19 protein-coding genes, 3 tRNA genes, 1 other RNA gene and 1 pseudogene are annotated in these 24708 nt (G+C 56.7%); 13 read left to right on the top strand and 11 right to left on the bottom strand.

Translation table 11 applies throughout. The annotated features are described in order from the left end of the window. Window positions 1-117 precede the first annotated feature (117 nt). Together gyrA and rcsC are read left to right on the top strand one after the other, a co-directional pair. The gene (gyrA, locus tag ACUTQY_RS04410; RefSeq protein WP_033643840.1) at window positions 118-2760 is read left to right on the top strand and encodes a DNA topoisomerase (ATP-hydrolyzing) subunit A; all 2643 of its coding nucleotides are present in this window, start codon (window positions 118-120) and stop codon (window positions 2758-2760) included. 166 nt (window positions 2761-2926) lie between these two features. Continuing rightward, the gene (gene rcsC / locus ACUTQY_RS04405; protein WP_033643839.1) at window positions 2927-5788 is read left to right on the top strand and encodes a two-component system sensor histidine kinase RcsC; all 2862 of its coding nucleotides are present in this window, start codon (window positions 2927-2929) and stop codon (window positions 5786-5788) included. A gap of 61 nt (window positions 5789-5849) precedes the next feature. Here rcsC and rcsB read toward each other — a convergent pair whose 3' ends face one another. The 4 genes from rcsB to ACUTQY_RS04385 are packed head-to-tail and all read right to left on the bottom strand — an operon-like array spanning window position 5850 to window position 10832. After that, complete coding sequence (gene rcsB, locus ACUTQY_RS04400) at window positions 5850-6500, bottom strand: response regulator transcription factor RcsB (protein WP_004935900.1); 651 nt, start codon at window positions 6498-6500, stop codon at window positions 5850-5852. After that, window positions 6493-9195, bottom strand: a complete 2703-nt coding sequence (gene rcsD / locus ACUTQY_RS04395; protein ID WP_033643838.1) for a phosphotransferase RcsD — start codon at window positions 9193-9195, stop codon at window positions 6493-6495. The genes rcsB and rcsD overlap by 8 nt, the downstream gene beginning before the upstream one ends. Window positions 9196-9215: 20 nt before the next feature. Then, on the bottom strand, window positions 9216-10370 hold the full coding sequence (locus ACUTQY_RS04390; protein ID WP_033651923.1) for an MFS transporter: 1155 nt from the start codon (window positions 10368-10370) through the stop codon (window positions 9216-9218). 54 nt (window positions 10371-10424) lie between these two features. Next, a complete protein-coding gene (locus ACUTQY_RS04385; protein WP_071997810.1) occupies window positions 10425-10832 on the bottom strand; it encodes a DUF4186 domain-containing protein in 408 nt (135 codons plus the stop codon). A gap of 694 nt (window positions 10833-11526) precedes the next feature. Here ACUTQY_RS04385 and ompC point away from each other — a divergent pair. Beyond that, window positions 11527-12657: a porin OmpC gene (gene ompC, locus ACUTQY_RS04380; RefSeq protein WP_033643836.1), complete on the top strand. Its 1131-nt coding sequence runs from the start codon at window positions 11527-11529 to the stop codon at window positions 12655-12657. 156 nt (window positions 12658-12813) lie between these two features. Beyond that, complete coding sequence (locus tag ACUTQY_RS04375; protein ID WP_046687537.1) at window positions 12814-13230, top strand: VOC family protein; 417 nt, start codon at window positions 12814-12816, stop codon at window positions 13228-13230. Here ACUTQY_RS04375 and ACUTQY_RS04370 read toward each other — a convergent pair. After that, window positions 13224-13802 (bottom strand): TetR/AcrR family transcriptional regulator, encoded by a 579-nt coding sequence (locus tag ACUTQY_RS04370; protein WP_046688521.1) that lies wholly within the window; start codon window positions 13800-13802, stop codon window positions 13224-13226. The two genes, ACUTQY_RS04375 and ACUTQY_RS04370, sit on opposite strands and share 7 nt — an antisense overlap. 108 nt (window positions 13803-13910) lie before the next feature. On the opposite strand from ACUTQY_RS04370, the gene ACUTQY_RS04365 reads away from it, so the two are divergent. The 5 genes and pseudogenes from ACUTQY_RS04365 (at window position 13911) to ACUTQY_RS04345 (ending at window position 15531) form a co-directional block, all read left to right on the top strand. After that, window positions 13911-14378 (top strand): nuclear transport factor 2 family protein, encoded by a 468-nt coding sequence (locus tag ACUTQY_RS04365; protein WP_033643833.1) that lies wholly within the window; start codon window positions 13911-13913, stop codon window positions 14376-14378. Window positions 14379-14505: 127 nt separating this feature from the next. Beyond that, the gene (gene osmE / locus ACUTQY_RS04360) at window positions 14506-14835 is read left to right on the top strand and encodes an osmotically-inducible lipoprotein OsmE (protein WP_004935874.1); all 330 of its coding nucleotides are present in this window, start codon (window positions 14506-14508) and stop codon (window positions 14833-14835) included. 157 nt (window positions 14836-14992) lie between these two features. Next, a tRNA-Ser gene (locus tag ACUTQY_RS04355) sits at window positions 14993-15080 on the top strand. A 6-nt stretch (window positions 15081-15086) separates the two neighbouring features. Continuing rightward, window positions 15087-15162, top strand: a tRNA-Thr gene (locus ACUTQY_RS04350). A 141-nt stretch (window positions 15163-15303) separates the two neighbouring features. Continuing rightward, a pseudogene (locus ACUTQY_RS04345) lies at window positions 15304-15531 on the top strand (hypothetical protein). Between the two features lie 156 nt (window positions 15532-15687). Here the strand turns inward: ACUTQY_RS04345 and ACUTQY_RS04340 are convergent. From ACUTQY_RS04340 to ACUTQY_RS04330, 3 genes are all read right to left on the bottom strand, one after another. Then, on the bottom strand, window positions 15688-16836 hold the full coding sequence (locus tag ACUTQY_RS04340) for an acyltransferase family protein (protein WP_046687535.1): 1149 nt from the start codon (window positions 16834-16836) through the stop codon (window positions 15688-15690). A 382-nt stretch (window positions 16837-17218) separates the two neighbouring features. Next, window positions 17219-17461, bottom strand: a complete 243-nt coding sequence (locus ACUTQY_RS04335) for a DinI family protein (protein WP_046687534.1) — start codon at window positions 17459-17461, stop codon at window positions 17219-17221. 173 nt (window positions 17462-17634) lie between these two features. Then, a complete protein-coding gene (locus tag ACUTQY_RS04330; protein ID WP_046687533.1) occupies window positions 17635-18546 on the bottom strand; it encodes a LysR family transcriptional regulator in 912 nt (303 codons plus the stop codon). A gap of 125 nt (window positions 18547-18671) precedes the next feature. Between ACUTQY_RS04330 and mhbT the strand changes: the two genes are divergently transcribed. The 4 genes from mhbT to maiA are packed head-to-tail and all read left to right on the top strand — an operon-like array spanning window position 18672 to window position 22460. After that, window positions 18672-20021: a 3-hydroxybenzoate transporter MhbT gene (gene mhbT, locus ACUTQY_RS04325; protein WP_046687532.1), complete on the top strand. Its 1350-nt coding sequence runs from the start codon at window positions 18672-18674 to the stop codon at window positions 20019-20021. Window positions 20022-20040: 19 nt separating this feature from the next. After that, entirely contained in the window at window positions 20041-21078 is a 1038-nt protein-coding gene (gtdA, locus tag ACUTQY_RS04320) for a gentisate 1,2-dioxygenase (protein ID WP_046687531.1), read from the top strand. Window positions 21079-21093: 15 nt separating this feature from the next. Beyond that, window positions 21094-21795: a fumarylacetoacetate hydrolase family protein gene (locus ACUTQY_RS04315; RefSeq protein WP_046687530.1), complete on the top strand. Its 702-nt coding sequence runs from the start codon at window positions 21094-21096 to the stop codon at window positions 21793-21795. Window positions 21796-21815: 20 nt separating this feature from the next. Further along, on the top strand, window positions 21816-22460 hold the full coding sequence (gene maiA, locus ACUTQY_RS04310) for a maleylacetoacetate isomerase (RefSeq protein ID WP_046687529.1): 645 nt from the start codon (window positions 21816-21818) through the stop codon (window positions 22458-22460). Between the two features lie 139 nt (window positions 22461-22599). On the opposite strand, the gene ACUTQY_RS04305 is transcribed toward maiA, so the two are convergent. The 3 genes from ACUTQY_RS04305 to yejM all read right to left on the bottom strand — a co-directional run bounded on the left by ACUTQY_RS04305 (window position 22600) and on the right by yejM (window position 24700). Then, window positions 22600-22730: non-coding RNA, RtT sRNA (locus ACUTQY_RS04305), on the bottom strand. A gap of 33 nt (window positions 22731-22763) precedes the next feature. Next, window positions 22764-22840 (bottom strand) — tRNA-Pro (locus ACUTQY_RS04300). 78 nt (window positions 22841-22918) lie between these two features. Next, window positions 22919-24700 carry an LPS biosynthesis-modulating metalloenzyme YejM gene (gene yejM, locus ACUTQY_RS04295; protein ID WP_033643825.1) on the bottom strand — a complete coding sequence of 594 codons (1782 nt, stop codon included), beginning with the start codon at window positions 24698-24700 and terminating at the stop codon, window positions 22919-22921. Window positions 24701-24708 lie beyond the last annotated feature (8 nt).

Genomic DNA, 24708 nt, shown 5'->3' with positions numbered 1-24708 from the left:
AATTTCCGTGAAACAGCGGCGGTTATTTTCCCGTAAAGCGTGCTTTGTGATATAGTTTTACACCTTTGCCACTATGGCAGCGGGCAGATGAATCATTAGTAGAGGGATAGCAGCTCCATGAGCGACCTTGCCAGAGAAATCACACCGGTAAACATCGAAGACGAGTTGAAAAACTCGTATCTGGACTACGCGATGTCCGTTATTGTCGGACGTGCGCTGCCAGATGTTCGTGATGGACTGAAGCCGGTTCACCGCCGCGTTCTTTACGCGATGAGTGTATTGGGTAACGACTGGAATAAACCATACAAGAAATCGGCCCGTGTCGTCGGGGACGTGATCGGTAAATATCACCCGCACGGTGACAGCGCGGTTTACGACACTATCGTGCGTATGGCTCAGCCGTTTTCACTGCGCTACATGCTGGTGGACGGTCAGGGTAACTTCGGTTCCGTCGACGGCGACTCCGCCGCGGCGATGCGTTATACCGAAGTGCGCATGTCCAAGATTGCTCACGAACTGTTGGCGGATCTGGAAAAAGAAACCGTCGACTTCGTGCCTAACTATGATGGCACCGAGCAGATCCCGGCCGTTATGCCGACCAAGATCCCGAACCTGCTGGTCAACGGCTCGTCGGGCATCGCCGTGGGCATGGCCACCAATATTCCGCCGCACAACCTGGCTGAAGTCGTCAACGGCTGCCTGGCCTATATCGATGATGAAAACATCAGCATCGAAGGGCTGATGGAACACATCCCGGGGCCGGACTTCCCGACGGCGGCGATCATCAACGGCCGTCGCGGCATTGAAGAGGCCTACCGCACCGGGCGCGGCAAAGTCTACCTGCGCGCGCGCGCGGAAGTGGAAGCCGACGCCAAAACCGGCCGCGAAACCATCATCGTTCACGAGATCCCGTATCAGGTGAACAAGGCGCGTCTGATCGAAAAGATCGCCGAGCTGGTGAAAGAAAAACGCGTAGAAGGCATCAGCGCGCTGCGTGACGAGTCCGATAAAGACGGCATGCGCATCGTGATCGAAGTCAAACGCGACGCGGTCGGCGAAGTGGTGCTGAACAACCTGTATGCGCTGACGCAGCTGCAGGTTACCTTCGGCATCAACATGGTCGCGCTGCATCAGGGGCAGCCTAAGCTGCTGAACCTGAAAGATATCCTCGAAGCCTTCGTGCGCCACCGCCGCGAAGTGGTCACCCGCCGCACCATCTTCGAACTGCGCAAGGCCCGTGACCGCGCCCATATCCTGGAAGCGCTGGCTATCGCGTTGGCTAACATCGATCCGATCATCGAGCTGATTCGCCGTGCGCCGACGCCGGCGGAAGCGAAAGTCGCGCTGGTGGCTCAGCCGTGGGATCTGGGCAACGTCAGCGCCATGCTGGAACGCGCCGGTGACGACGCCGCTCGCCCTGAGTGGCTGGAGCCGGAGTTCGGCATCCGCGACGGCAAGTACTACCTGACCGAGCAGCAGGCTCAGGCGATTCTGGATCTGCGTCTGCAGAAACTGACCGGCCTGGAGCACGAAAAGCTGCTGGACGAATATAAAGAGCTGCTCAACTTCATCGCCGAACTGATCTTTATTCTGGAAAGCCCAGAGCGCCTGATGGAAGTGATCCGCGAAGAGCTGGTGGCGGTCAAAGAGCTGTACAACGACGGCCGCCGCACCGAGATCACCGCCAATACTTCCGACATCAACATCGAAGACCTGATCAACCAGGAAGACGTGGTGGTGACCCTGTCTCACCAGGGCTATGTGAAGTATCAGCCGCTGTCCGACTATGAAGCGCAGCGCCGCGGCGGCAAAGGCAAGTCCGCCGCGCGTATTAAAGAAGAAGACTTTATCGATCGCCTGCTGGTGGCCAACACCCACGATACGATCCTGTGCTTCTCCAGCCGTGGCCGCCTGTACTGGATGAAGGTGTATCAACTGCCTGAAGCCAGCCGTGGCGCGCGCGGCCGCCCAATCGTCAACCTGTTGCCGCTGGAAGCCGATGAGCGTATCACCGCCATTCTGCCGGTGCGCGAGTATGAAGAAGGGCGTCACGTGTTCATGGCCACCGCCAGCGGTACCGTGAAGAAAACCGCGCTGACCGAGTTCAGCCGTCCGCGCAGCGCCGGCATTATCGCCGTCAACCTCAACGAGGGCGACGAGCTGATCGGCGTCGATCTGACCGATGGCACCAACGAAGTGATGCTGTTCTCCGCCAACGGTAAAGTGGTGCGCTTCCCGGAAACGCAGGTGCGTTCGATGGGCCGTACCGCGACCGGCGTGCGCGGCATCAACCTCGGCGAAGGCGACAGCGTGATTTCGCTGATCGTGCCGCGCGGCGAGGGCGACATTCTGACCGTCACGCAAAACGGCTTCGGTAAACGTACTGCAGTCACCGAGTACCCGACCAAGTCACGCGCCACCCAGGGGGTTATCTCCATCAAGGTGAGCGAGCGTAATGGCCAGGTGGTCGGCGCCGTGCAGGTGGAAACCAGCGACCAGATCATGATGATCACCGATGCCGGCACGCTGGTGCGTACCCGCGTTTCGGAAGTCAGCGTGGTCGGTCGTAACACCCAGGGCGTGACGCTGATCCGTACGGCGGAAGACGAAAACGTCGTCGGTCTGCAGCGCGTGGCCGAGCCGGTGGAAGACGAAGAGCTGGACAGCCTGGAACCGGGCGCGGAAGCGGTGGAAGAAGACACTACGCCGCTGGACGATGGCGACGACGCGGCTGAGCCGATGGACGACGACAACGTTTAAGCAAGGTGAGGGCGTCGGCATGCCGACACCGTAATGCACTGAGACAAAAGGGCCTGGCAGCGATGCTAGGCCCTTTTTCAGTTATATGGTTTAATTGGCGCACCGAGCCGCCGGCCGCTGCGCCGGCGACAACGCGCGCCGCCACTGACTTTCGTATGGTATCCGATTGAAATATTTAGCCTCTTTTCGAACTACGCTGAAGATATCCCGCTATCTGTTCCGGGTGCTGGCGATTTTGCTGTGGTCGTTGGGAGCGCTGCTCACCACCTTTTATATTCTGAATATCCTGCATCAGAAAGAATCGGACATCCGCCAGGAGTACAACCTCAATTTCGATCAGGCGCAGGGCTATATTCGCCATTCCGCCGACATCATACGCGACATCAAGTACATGGCGGAAAACCGCCTCAACGGTTCGGTCAGCGGCCTGGACATGTTCAGCGGCGTGATCCCCGGCAAGGGCAGCCCACCGCAATTCTATCCGCTGTATCCAGAGTCTAATTGCGCCCTGAGCGCCACTTACCGCAGTTCACTCGATTCGCTGAGCGGCCTGATCCAGTATTGGAAAGAGAACTTCGTGGCGGCCTACGATCTCAACCGGGTGTTCTTTATCGGCGGCGACAGCCTGTGTCTGGCGGAATTCGGCGGCGGCAACGCGGTCGCCAACCGGGAAAACATGCTGAAGCTGCTGCACGAGCGCATTCTGAAATACCGCAACGCCAAGAATCTGGACAAAGACAACAACCTGTATTGGATTAGCCCCAGCGCGCAGCGGCCTGACATCGGTTATCTGTATGTGCTGACGCCTCTCTATATCGGCAACAAGCTGGAGGCGCTGCTGGGCATCGAGCAAACCGTCCGGCTGGAAGATTTCGTCACCGCCGGCAACCTGCCGATCGGTGTCACGCTGCTGGATGAAAACAACGATCCGATACTGCGCCTGGCGGATGGCGATCGCTATGCCGCTGCGCTCAACAGCTACCCCGAAGAGCATGCTTACTTCGGTTATGTCGACAACTACCGCGATCTGATCCTGAAAAAAGCGCTGCCGCCTTCATCGCTGAGCATCGTTTATGCGCTGCCGGTGAAAAGCGTGGTGGAACGCTTCAAAATGCTGATCCTCAATGCGCTGTTGCTGAACCTGTTGTCGGCTATCGTGCTGTTCACGCTGGCGTGGCTGTTTGAGCGCAAAATGTTCCTGCCGGCGGAGGACAATGCCTTCCGGCTGGAAGAACACGAACAGTTCAACCGCAAGATCGTCGCCTCGGCGCCGGTGGGCATCTGTATCCTGCGCATCAGCGATGGCACCAATATTCTGAGTAACGAACTGGCGCACAACTACATCAACCTGTTGACCCACGAAGATCGCGATCGCATTACGCGCATCATCTGCGAACAGCAGGCGAACTTCGTCGATGTGATGACCAGCAACAACAATAACCTGCAGATCAGCTTTGTCCATTCGCGTTACCGCAACGAAGAGGTGGCGATCTGCGTGCTGGTGGACGTCAGCGCGCGCGTGAAAATGGAAGAGTCGCTGCAGGAGATGGCGGCGGCGGCGGAGCAGGCCAGCCAGTCTAAATCGATGTTCCTGGCCACCGTCAGCCATGAGCTGCGCACGCCGCTGTACGGCATTATCGGCAACCTCGATCTGCTGCAGACCAAGGCGTTACCGCCAGGGGTCGATCGGCTGGTGAATGCGATGAACAACTCTTCCGGGCTGCTGCTTAAAATCATCAGCGATATTCTCGACTTCTCCAAAATCGAGTCCGAGCAGCTGAAGATTGAACCGCGTGAGTTCTCCTGCCTGGAGGTGATCACCCATATCGCCGGCAACTATTTGCCGTTGGTGGTGAAGAAACGTTTGGGGCTGTACTGCTTTATCGAGCAAAACGTGCCGGAGCGTATCTTCGGCGATCCGGTGCGGCTGCAGCAGGTGCTGTCCAACCTGGTGAACAACGCCATCAAGTTCACCGATACCGGCTGCATCGTGCTGCAGGTCTGCACCCGCGGCAGCTACCTGGAATTCAGCGTGCGCGATACCGGCGTCGGTATTCCGGAGAAGGAGATCTCACGCCTGTTCGATCCGTTCTTCCAGGTGGGCACCGGCGTGCAGCGCCACTTCCAGGGCACCGGTTTGGGGCTGGCGATCTGCGAGAAATTGGTCAACCTGATGGACGGCGACGTCTCCGTCGAGTCCGAACCGGGGCTGGGCAGCTTGTTCAGCATTCGCATTCCATTGTTTAACGCCCAGTTCCCGATCCCGCAGGCCAGCGATACCTGGCAGGGCCGGCGGCTGTGGCTGGATATCCGCAATCAGCGGCTGGAAAGCTACCTGATGGCGATTCTGGGCGGCTACGGCGCCGATATCCAGCGCTATGACGGGCAGGAGACCGCCGCCGACGAAGTGATGCTCAGCGACTATCCGCTGATGCTGAACACGCCGCTGTTGGCTCAGATCCAGTTCTCGACCGAACATATCGGCCCGTCGCTGGAAACCCGGCCAGGCTATTGGATGCACAGCACCTCTACGCCGCGTGAAACGCTGACCTTGATCAACCGATTGTTCGGCGTCGGCAACGGCGCGGCAGAGGCGCTGGTGCAGCTGCCGGTGCCCGCCAAGGCCAGCGCGGCGGACAACGGCGATATTCATCTGCTGGTGGTCGACGATCATCCGATCAACCGTCGTCTGCTTTCCGATCAGCTGGGGTCGCTGGGGTATCAGGTGGTGACCGCCAACGACGGCGTAGACGCGCTCGCCGTACTGAAACAGCACCACGTCGATATTGTGTTGACCGACGTCAATATGCCGAACATGGACGGCTATCGCCTGACGCAGGCGCTGCGGGAGATGCAGTTCAGCGCGCCGGTGATCGGCGTGACGGCGAACGCGTTGGCGGAGGAGAAGCAGCGCTGTCTCGAGGCGGGCATGGATAATTGCTTGTCGAAACCGGTTACGCTGGAGACGCTGGAGCAGACATTGGCTTATTACAGCCAGCAGGTACGCTACAACCGCAGCGAGGCCTGAAAAGCAAACAGGCACGGCGGATGCCGTGCCTGTTTGGCGTTAACCTGCCGTGAGGCGGGCTTTAGTCTTTGTCCAACGGCGTCATGCTGACGGACGAGAGGTAGTTGAGCAGGGCGATATCGTTTTCTACGCCCAGCTTCATCATCGCCGATTTCTTCTGGCTGCTGATGGTTTTGATGCTGCGGTTGAGTTTCTTGGCGATTTCGGTCACCAGGAAACCTTCGGCGAACAGACGCAGCACTTCGCTCTCTTTCGGCGACAGGCGTTTGTCGCCATAGCCGCTGGCGCTGATTTTCTCCAGCAGTTTGGAGACGCTTTCCGGCGTGAACTTCTTGCCTTTCTGCAGGGCGGCCAGCGCCTTCGGCAGATCGGTCGGCGCGCCTTGTTTCAGCACTATGCCTTCGATATCCAGATCCAATACCGCGCTCAGGATCGCCGGGTTGTTGTTCATGGTCAGCACGATGATCGACAACTGCGGATAATGACGCTTGATGTACTTAATCAGCGTGATGCCGTCGCCATACTTGTCACCCGGCATCGACAGATCGGTGATCAGCACGTTGGCATCCAGCTTGGACAGATTGTTGATCAGTGCGGTTGAGTCTTCGAACTCCCCAACGACATTCACCCATTCAATTTGCTCAAGTGACTTCCGGATGCCAAACAGTACGATAGGATGGTCATCAGCAATAATTACGTTCAGGTTATTCATGTTGTTGGCTACCTTGCTTCAGCAGTCTGCTGACGAAAAAATCAATCTGACTGATGTTATTCTCGATCTCGGGCGCATCACCTTCTGCGATGCGCTGTTCTAACGATTCGCACAGCTGCTTGCCGGGAAGCAGATTTAACATGGCAAACACGCCTTTCAGGCGGTGTGCGGTTTGTGACAGCGCATTGAAATCACTGCTGCCCGCCTCAGTATACAGTTTTTTGACATCATCGGGTACTGTATCGACAAACAGCCCATAGTAATCACTTGATTTCAATTGTTTTTCATAGAGTTGGATATCTTCTGAGCTCAATGAAAGCGGACTTTCTTCCTGCTCCAGCGCGGCCATTTGCTGTTCGATCAGCATCAGCACGGCGTCGATTAATGCGCCGTTCAGGTTATAGTTCACCCGAATGTAGCGTTTATCCAGCGCTTGCCAACCCGGTTCATCGGTCGCCAGCAACAGCGTGTAATCATCGGCTCGCTGCGGGTTATCGGTCAGCAGCACGTCATAATCGCGGTTGACCGCGCGATCTTCGGCGACGAGGCAGTCGGCGCCGTAAGCCTGCAACAGGCGGGTCACGATGCCGCGCACTTCATCTGACGTGATGTCCAGCAGGGCGGTGACGCCGTCGAGCAGCTTTTCCTGTTCCTGCGGCTCTTTTCTCTCCATCTCCATGGCGACGCGAATGGTATAGCGAGTGCCGATATCCACTTTGCTGCGAATGTCCAACTGGCCGTTAAGCTTTTTGCACAGCTGATTGCACAGGAAGAAAGTGAGGCCGGAACCGTGGTTGAAGCGGTCCACCAGCGTCTGGCTGAGGAACGGGTAATTGAGATTGCTGATCTCTTCGTTGGAGATGCCGGAGCCGGTGTCGTTGATTTGGAAAATCAGGCGATCCGGGTGTTCGGGCTCATGGTCGATGACCAGAGAAATCTTACCGCAGGCGGTGGTGATAATGGCGTAATGCACCAGCAGTGAGATCACTTTGCGCAGCGCGTTGGCGTCGCCGATGTAGTTCTGTTCGACGTCCAACTGGAAATGCTTGAACAGCGCCAGCCCCTTTTGATTGAGAGCGGGCAGGGCTTCCAGCAGCAACTCGTCGATCATCGCCGCCGGGTTGAACGGCTCGCGCGTCGGTTGCCAGTCCTGGGTTTCCAGCCGCGTCAGCAGAGTGATGTTATCGATCAATCCCAGCACCGATGACGACGCCGCCGTCAGTTGGCCCAGCAGCGCCTGCTGTTGTTCCTCATCCGGCTGGTTGCGCAGGCTGTCGACCAGATCGTGCATCTGGCGCACCGGCTGATTCAGTTCGATGCCCAGGTTGTGCAACATCAGTTTGCGCGCCTGCACGTTCTTGTCGTATTCACGCCGTGCCTGCTGCAGCCGCTTGTTCACCATGACCTCTTTATCTTGATCGTGCATCAGGAACAGGTAGGTATCCGGCGATAGCTGGCTGCGGAAAATGCGGATTTCATACACCTCGTTGTTGACCGTTGCCTGAATGACGCCGTGATGCTGTTCGGCCATATGGGCGATTTTTTGCAGGCTGAGGTGCGGCAGCAGGTGCTCGGCGATTTTGTTGCTGGCGATCACCGCATTGTTGGCGAAGCTGTAAACCAGCAGGCCGGAGGGCAGGCTGGAGACGATTTCCTGATTCAGCGCGCGCTCGGCCTCCAGCTCAACCGCCATGTTTTCGCTCGGGCGGATGTACTGGCGGCGGATAAAGTAGATGCTCAGCATCGAGAGCGCCAACAGCAGCAGATTGACCGCGATCAGCCAGATGTTGTTGCGCAGCAGATCGATGGCCAGATTAATGGCCGAAACGCGATACACCACCTTCAACGGCGCATTGGGCAGGGCGGCGCTGAACTCCACCCAGCCGCCGCTCATCGCCGCCTGGGCGCCGAGGGCGGTTTCCGCCGGGATGGCGCTGTCGTCGAGCTCGACATCGTCCGGCTGCAGCAGGAAATTGGCGCGGGCCAGGTTGGCCGGAATGATGTCGTTGATCGGCAAGTCGAAGGCGATCACCGTCGCCAGATGTCCCGGCTGATTAAAGGTGGTGCGAATCGAGAATGAATAGGCGTTCTGGAAGCGTTGTTTGCGCAGATCGGAAAAGCTCTCGCGTTCGTCGAGCATATTGGCCTGTTGCAGCATCTCGGCGCGGCGTTCGTCCGCCGAAGTGGTCAGGTAGCTTTCCCTAAAGCGCGAAGCCAGCTCTTTGAGCGGCTGAGTGGTGATCAGACTGAGGCTGTTGTCCTGACCATTGAGGTAATACATGGCGTAGCTCTCGGTCTTGGCGCCCCAACGGTTGTCCAGGTAGTCCGAGATGTTGGCGATCATCGCCAGCGTGTTCTCGTCATGGCTGCCGAAGATCACCGCGTCGGTTTTCTTGTGCGGCTTCTCGACATAGTAGACGTCGGGGCGCAGGCGGGTTTCCTGCAAACCGGGATCGACATTCTGCGCCGGCGCGTTGCCGAATTTGTCATAGACCTGATAGGTCATGTAGCGATAGGTATCGATGCGCTTTTGCAGCGAACCGGCGATGCTGTTCAGCGTGTACTTCTTTTCCGCCAGCCAGGCGTTGGTGTAGTTGTAGCCATACAGGCCGATGCCGATCGTCAGCAGCACGATAAACAGCAGGAAGCAGCGAGTGATATTGCTGGAGCTAATGGTCAGTTGTTTATTTTGCATAGTGGCTGCGCATTCCTGAATCAGCGAGTGACGGCCCTGGCGCTGGCGGTCACCGCCAACAGCAGAGCGGCTACGCAGGCGAAGGCCACCGTCAGGCTGGAAAACTGAGCGATAAAGCCGATCAGCGCCGGGCCGGCCAGAATACCGGCATAGCCGACGGTGGTAACGGACGCGATCGCCAAATTGGCCGGCATATCGCGTTGGTTGCCCGCGGCGCTGAACAGAATCGGCACGACGTTGGAAGCGCCCAGGCCAACCAGCATAAAGCCGACCAGCGAAACGGTGGCGTGATTGAAGGCGATAGCCAGGCTGAGACCGACAGCGGCGCACAGGCTGCCCAGCAGCAGCACCCGGTAGCGGCCCAGCGAGTTCACCACCCGATCGCCATTGAGGCGGCCGAGCGTCATGGTGATGGAAAACAGCGCATAGCCCAGCCCGGCCTGGCTGTGTTCGACGCCGCGCAGCGTGGTGAGGAACAGCGCGCTCCAGTCGAGCATCGAGCCTTCCGCCAGGAACATGATAAAGCACAGAATGCCGATAAACATCACCCAACCGCGCGGCAAGACGAACATCGGTCCGTCGTCGTCGGCGCCGCTGTCACGCAGCAGATGGCGGCTGGCGAACGCCAGCAGCACGATCACCGCCAGCACGGTGATCAGGGTGGATTGCAGCGGCGTCAGCCCCAGCCACAGCAGCGCGCTGACGCCGCCTGCGCCGGCGATGCCGCCGATGCTGAAGAAGCCGTGAAAGCCGGACATCATCGCCTTGCCGCTGTTGCGCTCGACGATCACTGCCTGCACGTTCATCGCCACGTCTATCATGCCGATCGCCGCGCCGAACAACAGCAGCGCCACGGCCATGCCGCCGAGGGAGTCCATCAGCGCCAGCAACGGCAAATCGATGCACAGTCCCAGCCCGGCCATCAGGATCACCGCGCGGCAGCCCAGTTTGCCGGTCAGGAAGCCGGTCAGCGGCATTGCCAACATGGAGCCGGCGCCGATACATAACAACAGCAGGCCGAGCGAGCCGTCATCGAGGCCGATGCGCGTTTTGGCGAAGGGCACCAGCGGCGCCCAGGCGGCCATGCCGAGGCCGGCGACGAAAAAGGCCAGGCGGGTGGCGATCTGTTGAGGAACGCCGGGCGTTTGCTGTTCATTGCACAAGGTGGCTGTCATGTAAGCGTCAGGATCTTGGGTCAAAAGAGTGGCGAAAGTTACTGACAGTTTTTATCACAATCCGCGATCCGGGTCGAAAAGATTCGCGCCTGATTCCTCTCTGGCGCCGCCTCGGCGCACCAGCCACAGGGCGATCGCCTGGACAATATAGTCTTTTTGCTGCTCGTCCAGCGCGATGCCCTGCGGTATGCCGTGCCATTTTTCCAGGCAGCTTCGGCAGCAGGTGGCGGTGGCGTGTTGGGCGACGAACGCCGGGTGGCCGCGCATCGGCGTCTGCTTGCCATCGTTTTTGGGGTGGGCGGCGGCCAGACGACGATCGATAAAGTCGCGGGCATGGCTGAGGATCAGCGGCAAGCCTTTGTCGTCAAGATAGCTCTGGTCTTTGGGATTCAAACGGAAACGGGCGCGGAAGGGGGAGCCTTGCAGCCGCCGCCATAGCGCCTCTGGGTGAAATGGCATCATGACTTTACTCGCTGAGGGTGAGCTTTTTTTCAGGCTACCAGAAGTGAAACTCTGCGGCCAATTTTGCCTGTGACGCACAATATTCGGCGAGATAAAGCACGAAATGAAAAACAAATTCAATTTGTAGACCAAAATAAGAGAAAAGATTAGCAATTAGTGCGGATGTAAATTGGCGAAACTATATCGCGAGGTTATTTATTTGCGTGCTATTTGTGCGGATTGAAATTGTGAGGACAGTGTGGAGGGAAATAAAAAACCGGCCAGAAGCCGGTTAAAGGTATGCAGAAATTATCTTCGGATAATGAAGGTAATAATGAAAATAATGATGATAGCGAGGTGATTATAGCGGCTGCGTGCAGGCGGCGTTTTGGCACAATGTGCTTATTGTCCAGCACAATTGTATGGTTGGCTTTTTTTTCTTAAAGATTTGTATAACTACATGATTTTTTATCAATTAATCTATTCTTTGTCTTTAAGTGCTTTATTTTTTTGTCGGTAATGTTTTGTGAAAGTTCGCGCGCATTTACATTTTGAAACCTTTATTAATCACGCTGAAACACTATCGGATACTTGGTATCATTTTCTTTCTGGATTAATATAACCCTTGTTACCAGAATGGTAATGCACAGTCGTGCTAATAATGCTCGAAAAGGGCAGTGGCCGTAGCTCGACATAATTAACGAGGATAATAACGATGAAACTTCGAGTACTCTCTCTGATGGTACCCGCACTGCTGGTTGCAGGCACAGCAGGCGCGGCGGAAATCTACAACAAAGACGGTAATAAACTGGATTTGTACGGTAAAGTCGACGGTCTTCACTATTTCTCCAGCAACAACGGCGTGGACGGTGACCAGTCTTATATGCGTTTTGGCCTGCGCGGCGAAACGCAAATCAGCGATCAGCTGACCGGCTACGGCCAGTGGGAATATCAGGCTAACCTGAACCACGCTGAAAACCAGGACAACAAGAACTTCACCCGTTACGGCTTTGCCGGTCTGAAATTCGGCGACTACGGTTCCTTCGACTACGGCCGTAATACCGGCGTGCTGTACGACGTCGCGGCGTATACCGACTTGCAGCCTGAGTTCGACGGTATGACCTACGGCGCCGACCAGTTCATGTTCCAGCGTTCCAGCGGCCTGGCGACCTACCGTAACAACGACTTCTTCGGTCTGGTTGACGGCCTGAACTTCGCCCTGCAGTACCAGGGTAAAAACGGCAATGGCGAAGAGACCAACAACGGTCGCGACGTCCTTGGCCAGAACGGCGAAGGCTACGGTATGTCCATGAGCTATGACATGGGCTACGGCATCAGCGCGGCGGGCGCCTTCTTTAACTCTCGCCGCACCAGCGAGCAGAACGGCGCTAACGGTCACCAGAACATCATGGGCCGCGGCGACAAGGCCGAAGGTTACTCCGGCGGTCTGAAATATGACGCCAACGACGTCTACCTGGCGGTGATGTTCACCCAGTCCTACAACGCGGCGCGTTTCGGCAGCTCCGACAGCAGCGTTTACGGCTACGCCAACAAGGCGCAGAGCTTCGAAGCCTACGCGCACTACCAGTTCGATTTCGGTCTGCGTCCGTTCGTCGGCTATAACCAGACCAAAGGTAAAGACCTGGGCCGCGCCGGTAACGGCAAGGACTACGGCGATCAAGACCTGGTCAAATTCGTCGATCTGGGTGCGACCTACTTCTTCAACAAAAACATGTCTACCTATGTTGATTACAAAATCAACCTGGTGGACAACAACGACTTCACCGACGCTGCCGGGATCAACACCGACAACGTGGTTGCCGTGGGCCTGGTTTACCAGTTCTAAGCACCTCAGTGTGAACGTCATCGCGCGGCCTTCGGGCCGCGTTTTTTTTGCCTGTAAACCGGTAAAAAGCACGGATTGATCCGCTATCGGCACGGGAAGCACCGTGGTTTTCCTCCTCTAAGCCTACGCTGTCAGTACAAAAAAGAGGGGGATGATATGGAACTCAAGATCGATAAGGTGATCGAAACGGTGCTGTACGTCAGCGATATTGAGCGAGCGGCCGCCTTCTACCGAGAAGTGCTGAAGCTGCCGGCGATGGTCGCCAACGAGCGGTTCCGCGCCTATAACGTTGGCGATCGGAGCGTATTGTTGCTGTTTGTCGAGGGCGATTCGCTGCGTGGGGCGCATTATCCGACCGGCTTTATTCCCGCGCACGATGGTGTGGGGCCGGCGCATATCGGGCTGGCGGTGGCGAAAGACCAATTGCCGCACTGGGAACGGCATCTGACGGCCAACGGCGTGGAGATTGAGGGGCGCATGCGTTGGGATCACGGTGGCGAGAGCATCTACTTTCGCGATCCCGACGCCCACCTGTTGGAACTGGTGACGCCGGGCATCTGGGCCAATTACTGATCGAACCCGCCTTGCGCCAACAGCGCCAGTGCGGCATTCAGCACCTGCAACGCCGGCTGCGGCTGGCGCTCAATCTGCACCCTGACGATGGCGCCGTCGATCAGCATCGCCAATATCGCGGCGTGCTGTTCCCGCTGCGGGCCTGCGGGCAGGTGGCGCGCCAGTTCATCCGTCATCTGTTGCTTATGCCGGCCGGCGAGGTGCAGGCTTTCCGGCAGCAGATCGGCGATCTCCACGGCCGTATTGATAAACGCGCAGCCGCGAAAACGCGGATCGTCGAACCATTCCGCCAGGCAGGGCGCCAGCGCCGGCAGTAACCCGCTGTTCTGCGCCACATGTCGATCCAACGCTGTACTGAACCAGGTTAGCCACTGCTGGTGGCGATAGGCCAAAAACGCCGTAATCAAATCGTTCTTGCTGGGAAAGTGGCGATAAAACGTCACCTTAGTGACGCCTGATTCCTTGATGATGCGATCGATGCCGGTGGCGCGGATCCCTTCCTGATAGAACAGATCGTGGGCCGTCAGCAGGATGCGCTGACGGGCGGGTAAGGTGTTGCGATCGGTGGTCATCATTTTTCTCCCAGGCGATTTTCGAGTGATTGTAGACAACTCTGTCTACATGCGCTGGCGTAATGATGTAGACAGAGTTGTCTACTTACCTATACGCAGGAGATGATCATGAGCATTAAACCCCCATTGCCGCCTTTTACCCGTGAATCCGCCATCGAAAAAGTACGGTTGGCGGAAGATGCCTGGAACAGCCGCGATCCTGAGCGGGTGTCGCAGGTCTATTCCCTCGATACCCATTGGCGTAATCGCGCGGAGTTTGTCGACGGCCGCGCGGCGGTGGTCGCATTTTTGCAACGCAAGTGGGCGAAAGAGCTGGAGTATCGGCTGATTAAGGAATTGTGGGCGTTTGACGGCGCGCGCATTGCGGTGCGTTTCGCCTATGAGTGGCGCGACGATTCCGGCAACTGGTATCGCAGCTTCGGCAACGAAAACTGGGAGTTCAATCAGGAAGGGTTGATGATCAACCGCCATGCCTGCATCAACGACATGCCGATTCGCGAACAGGATCGGCGTTTTCATTGGCCGCTCGGTCGGCGCCCGGACGATGTCCCGGCGCTGAGCGATTTCGGCTTTTGAATCCGATGTCGCGCCCGCGCCGGCCGATCGCGAGAAAAAGCGCACCGATCGACAAAGGGGAGTTTGTAGAAAAGCCTTTCCACTTCTAGACTTAGGGGACAACAAACGTACTCCAAGAGGACAAGCTATGACGAAGAAGTTGGTTTTGGCCGTCGGCACTGCGGCGGTATTTTCCATTCTTGCCGGCTGCACCGCCTATGACCGTGCAACCAGTTATGTCAATGAGCCGGTGGTCAGCGATGTCAAAGTAGGGATGACCAAGCAGCAGGTGCGGGCGATTGCCGGTCCGCCGTCGACGTCCGCCACGCTGATCCATGCGCAGGGCACTTGCGACACCTATGCGGTCGCGCCGCGTGATGGCAAAGTGCAAACGTATTTTGTCAGCTACAACGACACGGGCCATGTCATGAACAAGGGCTATCAAACCTGTTCAGACTACGATTCGCAGCCGAAGTAATCGCGTTTCAGCCGAACATAAAAGCCTCGCTTTTGCGGGGCTTTTCATTTTTTAAGCGTTTAAGGCCTGAAGTTTAGGCAACTGCGCCGCCGATGCGATTTTTTTGCATCAAAACGATAGACATTTCATAACGGTATCGCTAATATCAGCGCCCATTGGAAGGATGGCCGAGTGGTTTAAGGCAACGGTCTTGAAAACCGTCGAGTGTAACAGCTCCCAGAGTTCGAATCTCTGTCCTTCCGCCAAATTCAGCCGGCTTAGCTCAGTAGGTAGAGCAACTGACTTGTAATCAGTAGGTCACCAGTTCGATTCCGGTAGCCGGCACCATGACAGAGGCCCCAGCAGCGATGCTGGGGCTTTTTGTTATCAATGCTACATCACCTCCTGTGGCGGTGATGATCGTTCCTGTGGAATACCCATGCTGATTACTGCCTCGGTTTGTTACCAGCAAATCAAGGATTGAGCAGCATCGGCAGATATGAACCTACTCCTCGGGTGTTTTATCGCTGTCAGTATCGTTTCGTATGGACACCGAAGTACAGATGCAGCCATCAGGCCGTTCGCTAAGTTTCCTTATCTCAGAAAGCACACTTGTTGAGGTTATCACTGTTGTCAAAGGGAGGCTTTCTGGACATAGCTGGAGCAAACGAAGAGATAACTCGATGGTATGGTCGGTACCAGGTCAAGGAAGAGTAAAGCGAATGCATCTAGGACTAGAAAGGTAGTGTTTAAGCCACCTGCTTAGCAGATGGCTTTTTTACTATGACTGTTGTTGAAAAGGCGCCACGGGAATGAATTCTCCTGGTGGCGCTGGGTCAACAGCTAAGGATGCCTATAGAGTATCGATAGCAATTACGGTAGCACGGCGGCTTTTGCTCTGTTGCGACTGATAAGCATTTTACCGTACTTGATACCCGGTTTCTCAATAAAGCGATACAGCAATGTTGCGATACCATAAGTGAGCGGGATAATGATCCCTGATGCAACAATGAACCGCATTACTGAAGAAAGCTCGGCAAACGATGTGTTTGAGAGCAAATAAGCGACGACTGGTAGAACTATCAATAGGTGGAGTAGATAGACTGAGTATGAGACATCGCCCATAAATACGCTGAGGCGGTTTGTCAGGAACCAACGTGGCAAGCGCAACGCGCGTGCCCATTTGCTATCTTCACTCCGAGTCCAAAGTATCGTGACCAGCATTAAGATCAGACCTACCTGAGCAAGCAGATGGTATTTATTAAATTCATTTGGTAAATACACGCTGCCCAATACAGTCAGCAGAGCAAAACCTGCATATTGAATGCTCTTTCTACGGATTGACTCAGCTATCAGCATACCTGCGATAAATAAGTTTAGCTTTATGAGGATCATGGAAGGCATTGGGAACGCCGCAAAGTAGTCCGGTACCAGAAACTTGGCGAGTCCACATAACAAAACAGCGGTGAGACATGTTCGCGCAAAACCCAGCCTCAAGACGGTTAACATGATGAATGGGAAAAGAAAATAGAACTGCATTTCTAACCCAATACTCCAGTCGGGTAGAACTGTATTGAATGAAAAATCAGGTAGGAAGCCAAACATAAAGCTGACATGTGTGAACACGTTTAAAAATGAATGGTCGCTATAACGTGAGCTGTTGGTTTGCGTTTCGCTGTAGAAGTGGCCGATGATGTCCCTGGCCTCACCAAAGTAGTTACCGAATACGATAGCTAAAACCAATAAGACATAGTAGAGCGGCGCGATGCGAAAGAATCGCCGAGTCCAAAATTTTTTAAAAGTCGACGAATCGGTCCAAGGTTCTTGTTCCTTGCGTTCAACATAATTTTTGGCCATCAGGTAGCCAGAAAGCAGGATGAAAAGATCTACACCCACTGCGGGATCAGAAAGAATGGGGGGACGGAAGCGAGTTAAAATGCAGATATGGCCTAAAACAACCCAAAGCGATGCCAGGCCGCGTAACCCTTCGAGTTCCTGTGACCACTTTTTAGTAGGTTGCATAAAGAGAAGCCCCTAAATAAATTTTCATTAACAATTCCAATGGGTTGATTAGATTATTGATATTATAGCATGAGATATGTTGGGAGGTTAGCTGACAAATTCCGAATGTAACCCATTTAGAATTTGTGGTTTTACTTGGCTTTATCGTGGGCCTTGAAATTATCAAACTATGTGAGTGAAAGTCGGTGGGCGGCATTATGAGAATTGCATCGTAGTGCAAGCCGTGACTTTTGAGAGCCACTATTTTCTCAGATGTAGGCTTGGGTAGTATAGTAGATGGCAGACACGATGTTGCCACGCTGCCTTGCTCCTATAAAAAAGCGTGATAGTACTAGATTCAGGTTTGGCTACCAGTAGGGTGTTCTACGCAGGCTACTATTCATCAACTATCAAGAACCAGCCACTGATCCGCTTCTTCGAACATCTCTTCCAACATCCGGTTCAGCTTTTCGCGATCGCTTTTGCTGGCGTCGGAGTTCAGGCCGTTGGCCTGCATCGGTTTCACGCGCACTTCCGCCTCCGGGAACAACACGTGCACGCGTTTTTCCAGCTCGCTGCGAATAATCTCGGCGGCGTTGGGCAGCCCAGCGACGTTGCGTTTGTCGTACACCAATTCTACAAACATGACTCACCTGTAAACACTGATTTAATGTACAGTATTCTGGCCTGAGGCGCTCGGGTTGGCAAGAGGCGGCGCAGAATTTTACAAGGGGCGTTTATTCTTGCGCGGCGTGCGGTAAAGCCCGCTGCTGAATCCCCGTTCTGCCAGAAAAGGGAGCCGTCGCGTTAAGGCGATTTTTATCTGGCCTGCGTCAGCAGCTGCAAAAAGCGGCTCAGTGCGGCAAAAGGCGGCTCGCTGTTGCGCCAGAAGACGCCCACGCTGCCTTTCTGCTCAATCTTCGGCAGGTTCAGGATCGCCAGTTGCCCCTGGCTGGCATAACGCTGCGCCAGCCGTAGTGAAAGAATGGAGATCATGTCGCTGCTTTGCAGCAGGTTGGTGCTGACGTTCATCGATGCCGATTCAACCGTGTTTTCAGGCAGCATCACGCCGTTATCTGCCAACGCATTATCGATGCTGAGGCGGATTGGCGTGCCGGTCGGCCAGACTATCCAGCGCCAGTGGGTGAGATCGTGCCAGGTGAGGGAGGCGGATTTTGCCAGCGGATGGTGAGGGCGGGCAACGAAGCATACCGGTTCGGTGTAGAGCACTTGATAGTTGAGCGGCAGTTGCAGCGCCCGCCCCCCGACGCGGCCCACGACGACATCCACCGCGCCCGCGAGCAGATCGTGCAGCAGGGGGGTCATCACCTTTTCCTCAATATTGAGATGCAGCGTCGGCATTTCCTGCAGCAGGCTCAATATGGCCTGCGAAACGCAGTCGGTCGCCACCGGCGAGCAGCCGATTTTCAGGCTTCCCACCAGCCCGCCTTGCTTAAAGCGGGCGATTTCAGACTGCGAACGCTCCAGATCATTGATCAAACGCTGCGCATGCTGAAGCAGCAATTTCCCCCCCTCGGAGGGGCGCAGCCCTTTGCTATGCCGCTCAAAGAGCGTGATCCCCATCTCATCTTCGAGCTGCGACAGCCATTTTGACAGAGCGGGTTGGGAGATGTTCATCATCCGTGCAACGTGGGTCAGATTTCCCTGTTCACCCAATGCCACCAACATTTGCAGATGGTGCAGCTTCAATTTCTGCGCCCAGTTCGCCATTTGCTATAACCCTCCGGTTATGTCTCCGCCCGAAAAGCCATTGTACATTTTATCGCTAAAGATACAAATTCGTAACATACCTAAAACAACACAGACATCTCCCTACCTGCTCCGAGGCGCTCACTATGACTCAACGGCGTGATTTACAAGCACTGATCGACGCAGCCCCTATCGGCAAGACGCAGTGGCGCGTCATTCTCTGCTGCTTTTTGGTGGTGATGCTCGATGGTTTTGACACCGCCGCCATTGGTTTCATCGCGCCCGACATCCGCGCCCAATGGCAACTGTCCGCCGGTGAGCTGGCGCCGCTGTTTGGCGCGGGGTTGCTGGGATTGACGGCGGGCGCGCTGCTTTGCGGCCCGCTTTCTGACCGCTTTGGCCGCAAGCGCGTTATCGAACTTTGCGTGGCGCTGTTTGGCGCGCTGAGCCTGATTTCGGCCTTCTCCCCCGATCTGCAAACGCTGGTCGTTTTGCGTTTTCTCACCGGCCTGGGCCTGGGGGGCGCGATGCCGAACACCATCACGATGACCTCTGAATATCTGCCCGCTCGCCGCCGTGGCGCGCTGGTCACGCTGATGTTCTGCGGTTTCACGCTCGGTTCGGCCCTGGGCGGGATCGTCAGCGCCCAACTGGTGCCGAGGGTGGGGTGGTCCGGCATTTTGGTGCTCGGCGGCGTCTTGCCGTTGATGCTCTTTGCGGCGCTGCTGTTTGCCCTGCCGGAATCCCCGCGCTGGCAGGTTCGCCGCCAACTGCCGCAAAAGGTGATTGCCAAAACGGTCAGCGCCATGACTGGCGAGTGGGATGAAGAGACCCATTTTTATCTGAACGAAGCCGCCACGGCGGCCAAAGGCAGCATCAGCCCGCTGTTCGCCGGCCGCCAGTTGCGCATCACCCTCATGCTTTGGGCGGTTTTTTTCATGAGCATGCTGATCATCTACCTGCTCTCCAGCTGGATGCCGACGCTGCTTAATCACCGCGGTATTGATCTGCGGCATGCCTCCTGGGTGACCGCTGCTTTCCAGATAGGCGGCACGGTGGGCGCGCTGGGGCTGGGCGTGTTGATGGACAAATGCAATCCCTTCCGGGTGTTGGCGGTGAGCTACGCCTTGGGCGCCGTGTGTATCGTCATGATTGGCCTGAGCGAGAACGGCCTGTGGCAAATGGCGCTGGCCATCTTCGGCACTGGCATCGGCATCAGCGGGTCGCAGGTCGGGCTGAATGCTTTGACCGCCACGCTCTATCCGACGCAAAGCCGGGCGACGGGCGTCAGCTGGTCCAATGCCATTGGCCGCTGCGGCGCGATTGTCGGCTCGCTTTCCGGCGGCGTGATGATGGCGATGAATTTCTCATTCGATACGCTATTTTTCATTATTGCCCTTCCGGCGGCGCTCAGTACGGTGATGTTAATGCTGCTGACGGCTGTCGTTCGTCTGTCTGCCCCAGCCCCTGACACGTTGCCTCGCGCAGCGTCGTGAATGAAAAAGGAGAATCCCTATGCCTGAACGCCATCAGGATGTTAACCCCAGCCGCCAGCAGTTTTACCGGCAGATTTCCGGGCAGAACCTGACCCCGTTGTGGGAGTCGCTGCACCATCTGGTACCGTCAACGCCGAATGCAAACTGCGCCCCGGCTTACTGGAACTATCAGGAGATTCGCCCGCACCTGCTGGCCAGCGGCGAGTTGATTGGCGCCAAAGAAGCAGTGCGCCGCGTGCTGGTGCTGGAAAACCCGATGTTGCGCGGACAAGCCGCCATCACCCCGACGCTGTACGCCGGATTGCAGTTGATCATGCCGGGTGAAATCGCGCCGAGCCATCGCCATAATCAGTCCGCGTTGCGTTTTATCGTCGAAGGGAAAGGGGCGTTTACCGCCGTTGACGGCGAACGAACGCAAATGCATGAAGGCGACTTCATTTTGACGCCGCAGTGGCGCTGGCACGATCACGGCAATCCCGGCGCTGAGCCGGTGGTATGGCTGGACGGGCTGGATTTGCCGCTGGTGAATCTGCTGGGCTGCGGTTTCGCGGAAGACTATCCGCAAGAACAGCAGCCCGTGACGCGCCGGGAGGGGGACTATTTACCGCGTTATGCGGCCAATATGCTGCCGCTGCGCCATCAGAAAGGCAACTCATCGCCCATTTTCAACTACCGCTACGATCGCAGCCGCGAAACGCTGTACGACCTCACCCGCATGGGGGACGCCGACGAGTGGGACGGCTACAAGATGCGCTACGTCAATCCGGTGACCGGCGGCTATCCCATGCCCTCGATGGGCGCCTTTCTGCAACTGTTGCCGAAAGGCTTTTCCTCACGAAATGCGCGCACCACGGACAGCACCCTCTACCACGTGGTGGAAGGGCGCGGCCAGGTCAGCATCGGCAACGAAACCCTTCACTTTTCGGCAAAAGATATCTTTGTGGCGCCGACCTGGTTCGACGTGTCGTTTCAGGTGGATGAAGACACCGTGTTATTCAGTTTTTCGGACCGGCCGGTTCAGGAAGCCCTGGGGCTGTTCCGTGAAGCACGTTATTAATTTGGGAGAGACAAAATGACGCAATACGTATTTGCACCGCCAGCCCCCGTGACTGTTCCTGTCGTGGGGAGTGATAAACAGTTCCCCGTGCACCGTGTCTACTGCGTCGGGCGCAACTATGCCGCCCATGCTCGCGAAATGGGCTTTGATCCGGATCGTGAGCCGCCGTTCTTCTTCTGCAAGCCTGCCGATGCGGTGGTGCCGGTGGCGGCCGGCGAAACGCTGGCGCTGCCGTATCCGGCGCAAACGGATAACTATCACTACGAAATCGAACTGGTGGTGGCGATTGGCAAACGGGGGAGCGATATTCCGTTGGAAAAGGCGCATGAATATATCTGGGGATATGCCACGGGCCTGGACATGACCCGCCGCGATCGGCAGATGGACATGCGTCAAATGGGGCGCCCATGGGAAATCGGCAAGTCGTTCGATCTCTCTGCACCCATCGCGCCACTGCATAAAGCCGGCGACAGCGCAGACGTCAACACTGCGCCTATTTGGCTGCAGGTCAATGGCAGCGATCGTCAGCGCAGCGACATCCGTCATCTGATCTGGTCGGTGAATGAAACCATCAGCTATCTGTCCGGCTTTTTTGAGCTGCAGCCCGGCGATCTGATTTTTACCGGCACGCCGGAAGGGGTGGGGGCGGTGGTGAAAGGCGATGTGATTACCGGGAATGTAGAGGGGCTTACCCCTATCGCCGTGAAGATTGTCTGAGGCTGATTCTGAGGTGAATGATGAAGCTGTACAGTTTTTTTAATAGCTCTGCGTCCTACCGCGTGCGCATTGCGCTGGCGCTGAAAGGTATCCATTACCAGACGGTGGGCGTCAATATTCGCATCGGGCAGCAGAATGAGCTGGCTTATCGGCGCATGAACCCGGTCGGGCTGGTGCCGACGCTGCTCACGGACGACGGCGAGTCTCTCAGCCAGTCGCTGGCGATTACCGACTGGCTGGATCGCCATTTCCCCCAGTCGCCGCTGTTGCCGACGGCCGATTCGGCGCGCAGCCGGGTACTGGAAATCGTTTATGTCATCGCTTGCGATACTCACCCGGTCAATAACCTACGGGTGTTACGCTACCTGAGTGAAGAGCTGAAGGTGAGTGAGGAAGAGAAAAAACGCTGGTATGCATATTGGATCCGGCAAGGGCTGAGCGCCGTGGAACAGCTGTTGCTCCAGAGGCCGCCAGGGCCCTTCTGTGTTGGCGACAGCCCGACGTTGGCGGATTGCTGCCTGATCCCTCAGTGGGCGAATGCCCTGCGGATGGGGTGCGATCTGAGCGGGTACCCGCGCTGTAAAGCGATTTACGACGCCTGCACTCGGCTCCCGGCGTTCATCGCCGCAGCGCCCGAAAACCAACAAGACAAAATCTCAGCCTGAGCTTGATAAGGAGAAAGGCCGTCGCGAAAGCGAGGCGCGCAATGATCGTTGGGGGAGGCAGTGGCGCAGCGGCTGCGTTCTCATCCTCTCGACGTACAGACGAAAAAAAACCTGCTGTTACAGCAGGTTTTCTTGAATTTGGTCGGCATGAGAGGATTATGCGCATCTTCGATGCTTGCCCTGCGGGCCGTTGCTAAAAGCAACGTGGTCTCACTACGTTCGGCTCAAACCTCCTTCGGAGATTCTCATCCTCTCACGTACAGACGAAAAAAAACCTGCTGTTACAGCAGGTTTTCTTGAATTTGGTCGGCATGAGAGGATTCGAACCTCCGACCCCCGACACCCCATGACGGTGCGCTACCAGGCTGCGCTACATGCCGACGCTATGAAAAATCATACTACCGATTCTCGATGTTTATGCAAGCGCCTTACCACTTGATTGCTTTAGTTTTAAGCAGTTAGTTGGCGATAAAGCGTTTTACATCGGTCAGCACCTGCAACAACAGAGCAAGCTGCGGTTTCTCGTCTTTTATTTCATCGCCGTTCTGATCGTAGACGCGATAGTTGCCGCTGTTGTCCAGCATCAGCGTCTGCGTCGGCGTGGTGATCACCAGCTGGTTGCCATCGCCGGTGGCGATCCAGTTGTTGCGGCGCTGGGCGGTAAACAGATCTTCGCCCTGCGAATAGTCTTTCGGCGCGGTTTTCACGTGCAGCAGCCGTTGCATCAAGGTACGCATCACGTCGTTATGGCCGGTCAGCTTGTTGATGGTCTGCGCCGGCGTGCCCGGCCAGTGGATCACCAGCGGCACCTGCAGCTGCGCCTGGTTGAAGGCGGTGCCGGCGCCCCATTGGCCTTTGCCGCTGTCGTTGAACTCGACGCCGTGCTCGGCGGTGATCACCACCACGGTTTTATCCAGCAGGCCGCGCTGTTTCAGGGTGTCCAGCACCTGGGCTATCTGGCTGTCCACGTCCTGAGCGCCGGTGCGATAGCGTTGGATAAAATCGGCCGGCGCCGGAGTTTTAGCGCCTTCGGCCGGCTCGGCGCCGCTGAAGTTGATATAGGAGAACCACGGCTCTTTGTCGCCCTGATCCGTCAGCCAGCGTTGCCATTGCTGCGTGGTTTGCGCGTCGCTTTGCGGCGCCGGCGTCGGCAGCGAGAAGTCGGTCAACAGGGCCTGACGGTACAGGCTGGCGTTGAAGCCGTCGGACGAGAACAGCCCCAGTTGGTAACCCTGCTCGCCGAGCGCGTTGATCAGCGCCGACGGCTTGCGGCCGGCGAGCACGCTGTCCAGATAGGTCGGGGAAATGCCGTAGAACAGGCCGAACAGCCCGGTGTCGGCGTGGTTGCCCGAGCTGTAGTGATCGCTGAAGCGCACGTTTTCCTGGGCGAAACGCGTCAGCGTCGGCATGTCCTGCGCCACGTCTTTGGCGCGAATGCCGTCCACCACGATCATCAGCAGGTTATAGCCGCTGCCTTTATCGCCGTAGCTGAGATCGCTGAGCGGGTACTCCACCGCCACCGCTTCCGGATTGCCCTGTTGCACCAGGCGGCGTTCATATTCTTGCTGATCGAGCAGGCCGTGTTTTTCGAGGAACTTGCGCGCGGTCATCGGGTACGAGAGCGGCAGGTTGGCCCGCTGCATGGTGATCGGGCGATAGAAGTTGGCGTCGGCCCAGATGTAAATCAGGTGCGAGGCGAAAAAGGCGCTGATGAACAGCGCCGCCAGCGGCTTGCCGAAACGGCGGCGGTTCAGGCTGCGCAGCTTCTGCCAGCTCCAGGTGCCGAACAGCATCTCCACCAGGAAGATCACCGGCACGCAGATAAACATCAGCTGCCAGTCGCGCGACAGCTCGCTTTGATCCGGGTTGACCACCAGATCCCACACCACCGGATTGAGGTGCAGGTGGAAATGGGAGAACACCTCGCTGTCGACCAGCAACAGCGTGAGCCCGGCGGTGGCCAGCGCGGCGGAAATAAATCGCAGCAGCCGCTGCGACATCACCACGAAGGTGAGCGGGAAGATCACCAGCAAATAGCCGGCGAACACGATAAAGCTGAAATGCCCCAGCAGGCTGACCAGGGCATAGACCCGGCCCAGCAGGGAAGCGGGCCAGTCGGTGACAAACAGGTAGCGGCTGCCCAGCCCAAGGGCGAGCAGGATGTTGAATAAGGCGAACCAGTGCCCCCAGCTGATCATCTGGGAGACTTTTTCACGATAACGCTGACGGTTTGTCACCATAAATAAAT

The organism is Serratia sp. TSA_130.1 (assembly GCF_052691795.1).
This window is presented reverse-complemented; position numbering and strand designations above follow the sequence as displayed.

Excerpts from the sequence above, each read along its gene's own strand:
- ACUTQY_RS04330 (WP_046687533.1), bottom strand. The coding sequence starts at position 18,546 with ATGGCGAACTGGGCGCAGAAATTGAAGCTGCACCATCTGCAAATGTTG.
- rcsB (WP_004935900.1), bottom strand. The coding sequence starts at position 6,500 with ATGAATAACCTGAACGTAATTATTGCTGATGACCATCCTATCGTACTG.
- maiA (WP_046687529.1), top strand. The coding sequence starts at position 21,816 with ATGAAGCTGTACAGTTTTTTTAATAGCTCTGCGTCCTACCGCGTGCGC.
- ompC (WP_033643836.1), top strand. The coding sequence starts at position 11,527 with ATGAAACTTCGAGTACTCTCTCTGATGGTACCCGCACTGCTGGTTGCA.
- ACUTQY_RS04375 (WP_046687537.1), top strand. The coding sequence starts at position 12,814 with ATGGAACTCAAGATCGATAAGGTGATCGAAACGGTGCTGTACGTCAGC.
- ACUTQY_RS04335 (WP_046687534.1), bottom strand. The coding sequence starts at position 17,461 with ATGTTTGTAGAATTGGTGTACGACAAACGCAACGTCGCTGGGCTGCCC.
- ACUTQY_RS04390 (WP_033651923.1), bottom strand. The coding sequence starts at position 10,370 with ATGACAGCCACCTTGTGCAATGAACAGCAAACGCCCGGCGTTCCTCAA.
- ACUTQY_RS04365 (WP_033643833.1), top strand. The coding sequence starts at position 13,911 with ATGAGCATTAAACCCCCATTGCCGCCTTTTACCCGTGAATCCGCCATC.
- ACUTQY_RS04315 (WP_046687530.1), top strand. The coding sequence starts at position 21,094 with ATGACGCAATACGTATTTGCACCGCCAGCCCCCGTGACTGTTCCTGTC.
- gyrA (WP_033643840.1), top strand. The coding sequence starts at position 118 with ATGAGCGACCTTGCCAGAGAAATCACACCGGTAAACATCGAAGACGAG.
- ACUTQY_RS04340 (WP_046687535.1), bottom strand. The coding sequence starts at position 16,836 with ATGCAACCTACTAAAAAGTGGTCACAGGAACTCGAAGGGTTACGCGGC.
- rcsD (WP_033643838.1), bottom strand. The coding sequence starts at position 9,195 with ATGCAAAATAAACAACTGACCATTAGCTCCAGCAATATCACTCGCTGC.
- osmE (WP_004935874.1), top strand. The coding sequence starts at position 14,506 with ATGACGAAGAAGTTGGTTTTGGCCGTCGGCACTGCGGCGGTATTTTCC.
- yejM (WP_033643825.1), bottom strand. The coding sequence starts at position 24,700 with ATGGTGACAAACCGTCAGCGTTATCGTGAAAAAGTCTCCCAGATGATC.
- ACUTQY_RS04385 (WP_071997810.1), bottom strand. The coding sequence starts at position 10,832 with ATGATGCCATTTCACCCAGAGGCGCTATGGCGGCGGCTGCAAGGCTCC.
- ACUTQY_RS04370 (WP_046688521.1), bottom strand. The coding sequence starts at position 13,802 with ATGACCACCGATCGCAACACCTTACCCGCCCGTCAGCGCATCCTGCTG.
- mhbT (WP_046687532.1), top strand. The coding sequence starts at position 18,672 with ATGACTCAACGGCGTGATTTACAAGCACTGATCGACGCAGCCCCTATC.
- gtdA (WP_046687531.1), top strand. The coding sequence starts at position 20,041 with ATGCCTGAACGCCATCAGGATGTTAACCCCAGCCGCCAGCAGTTTTAC.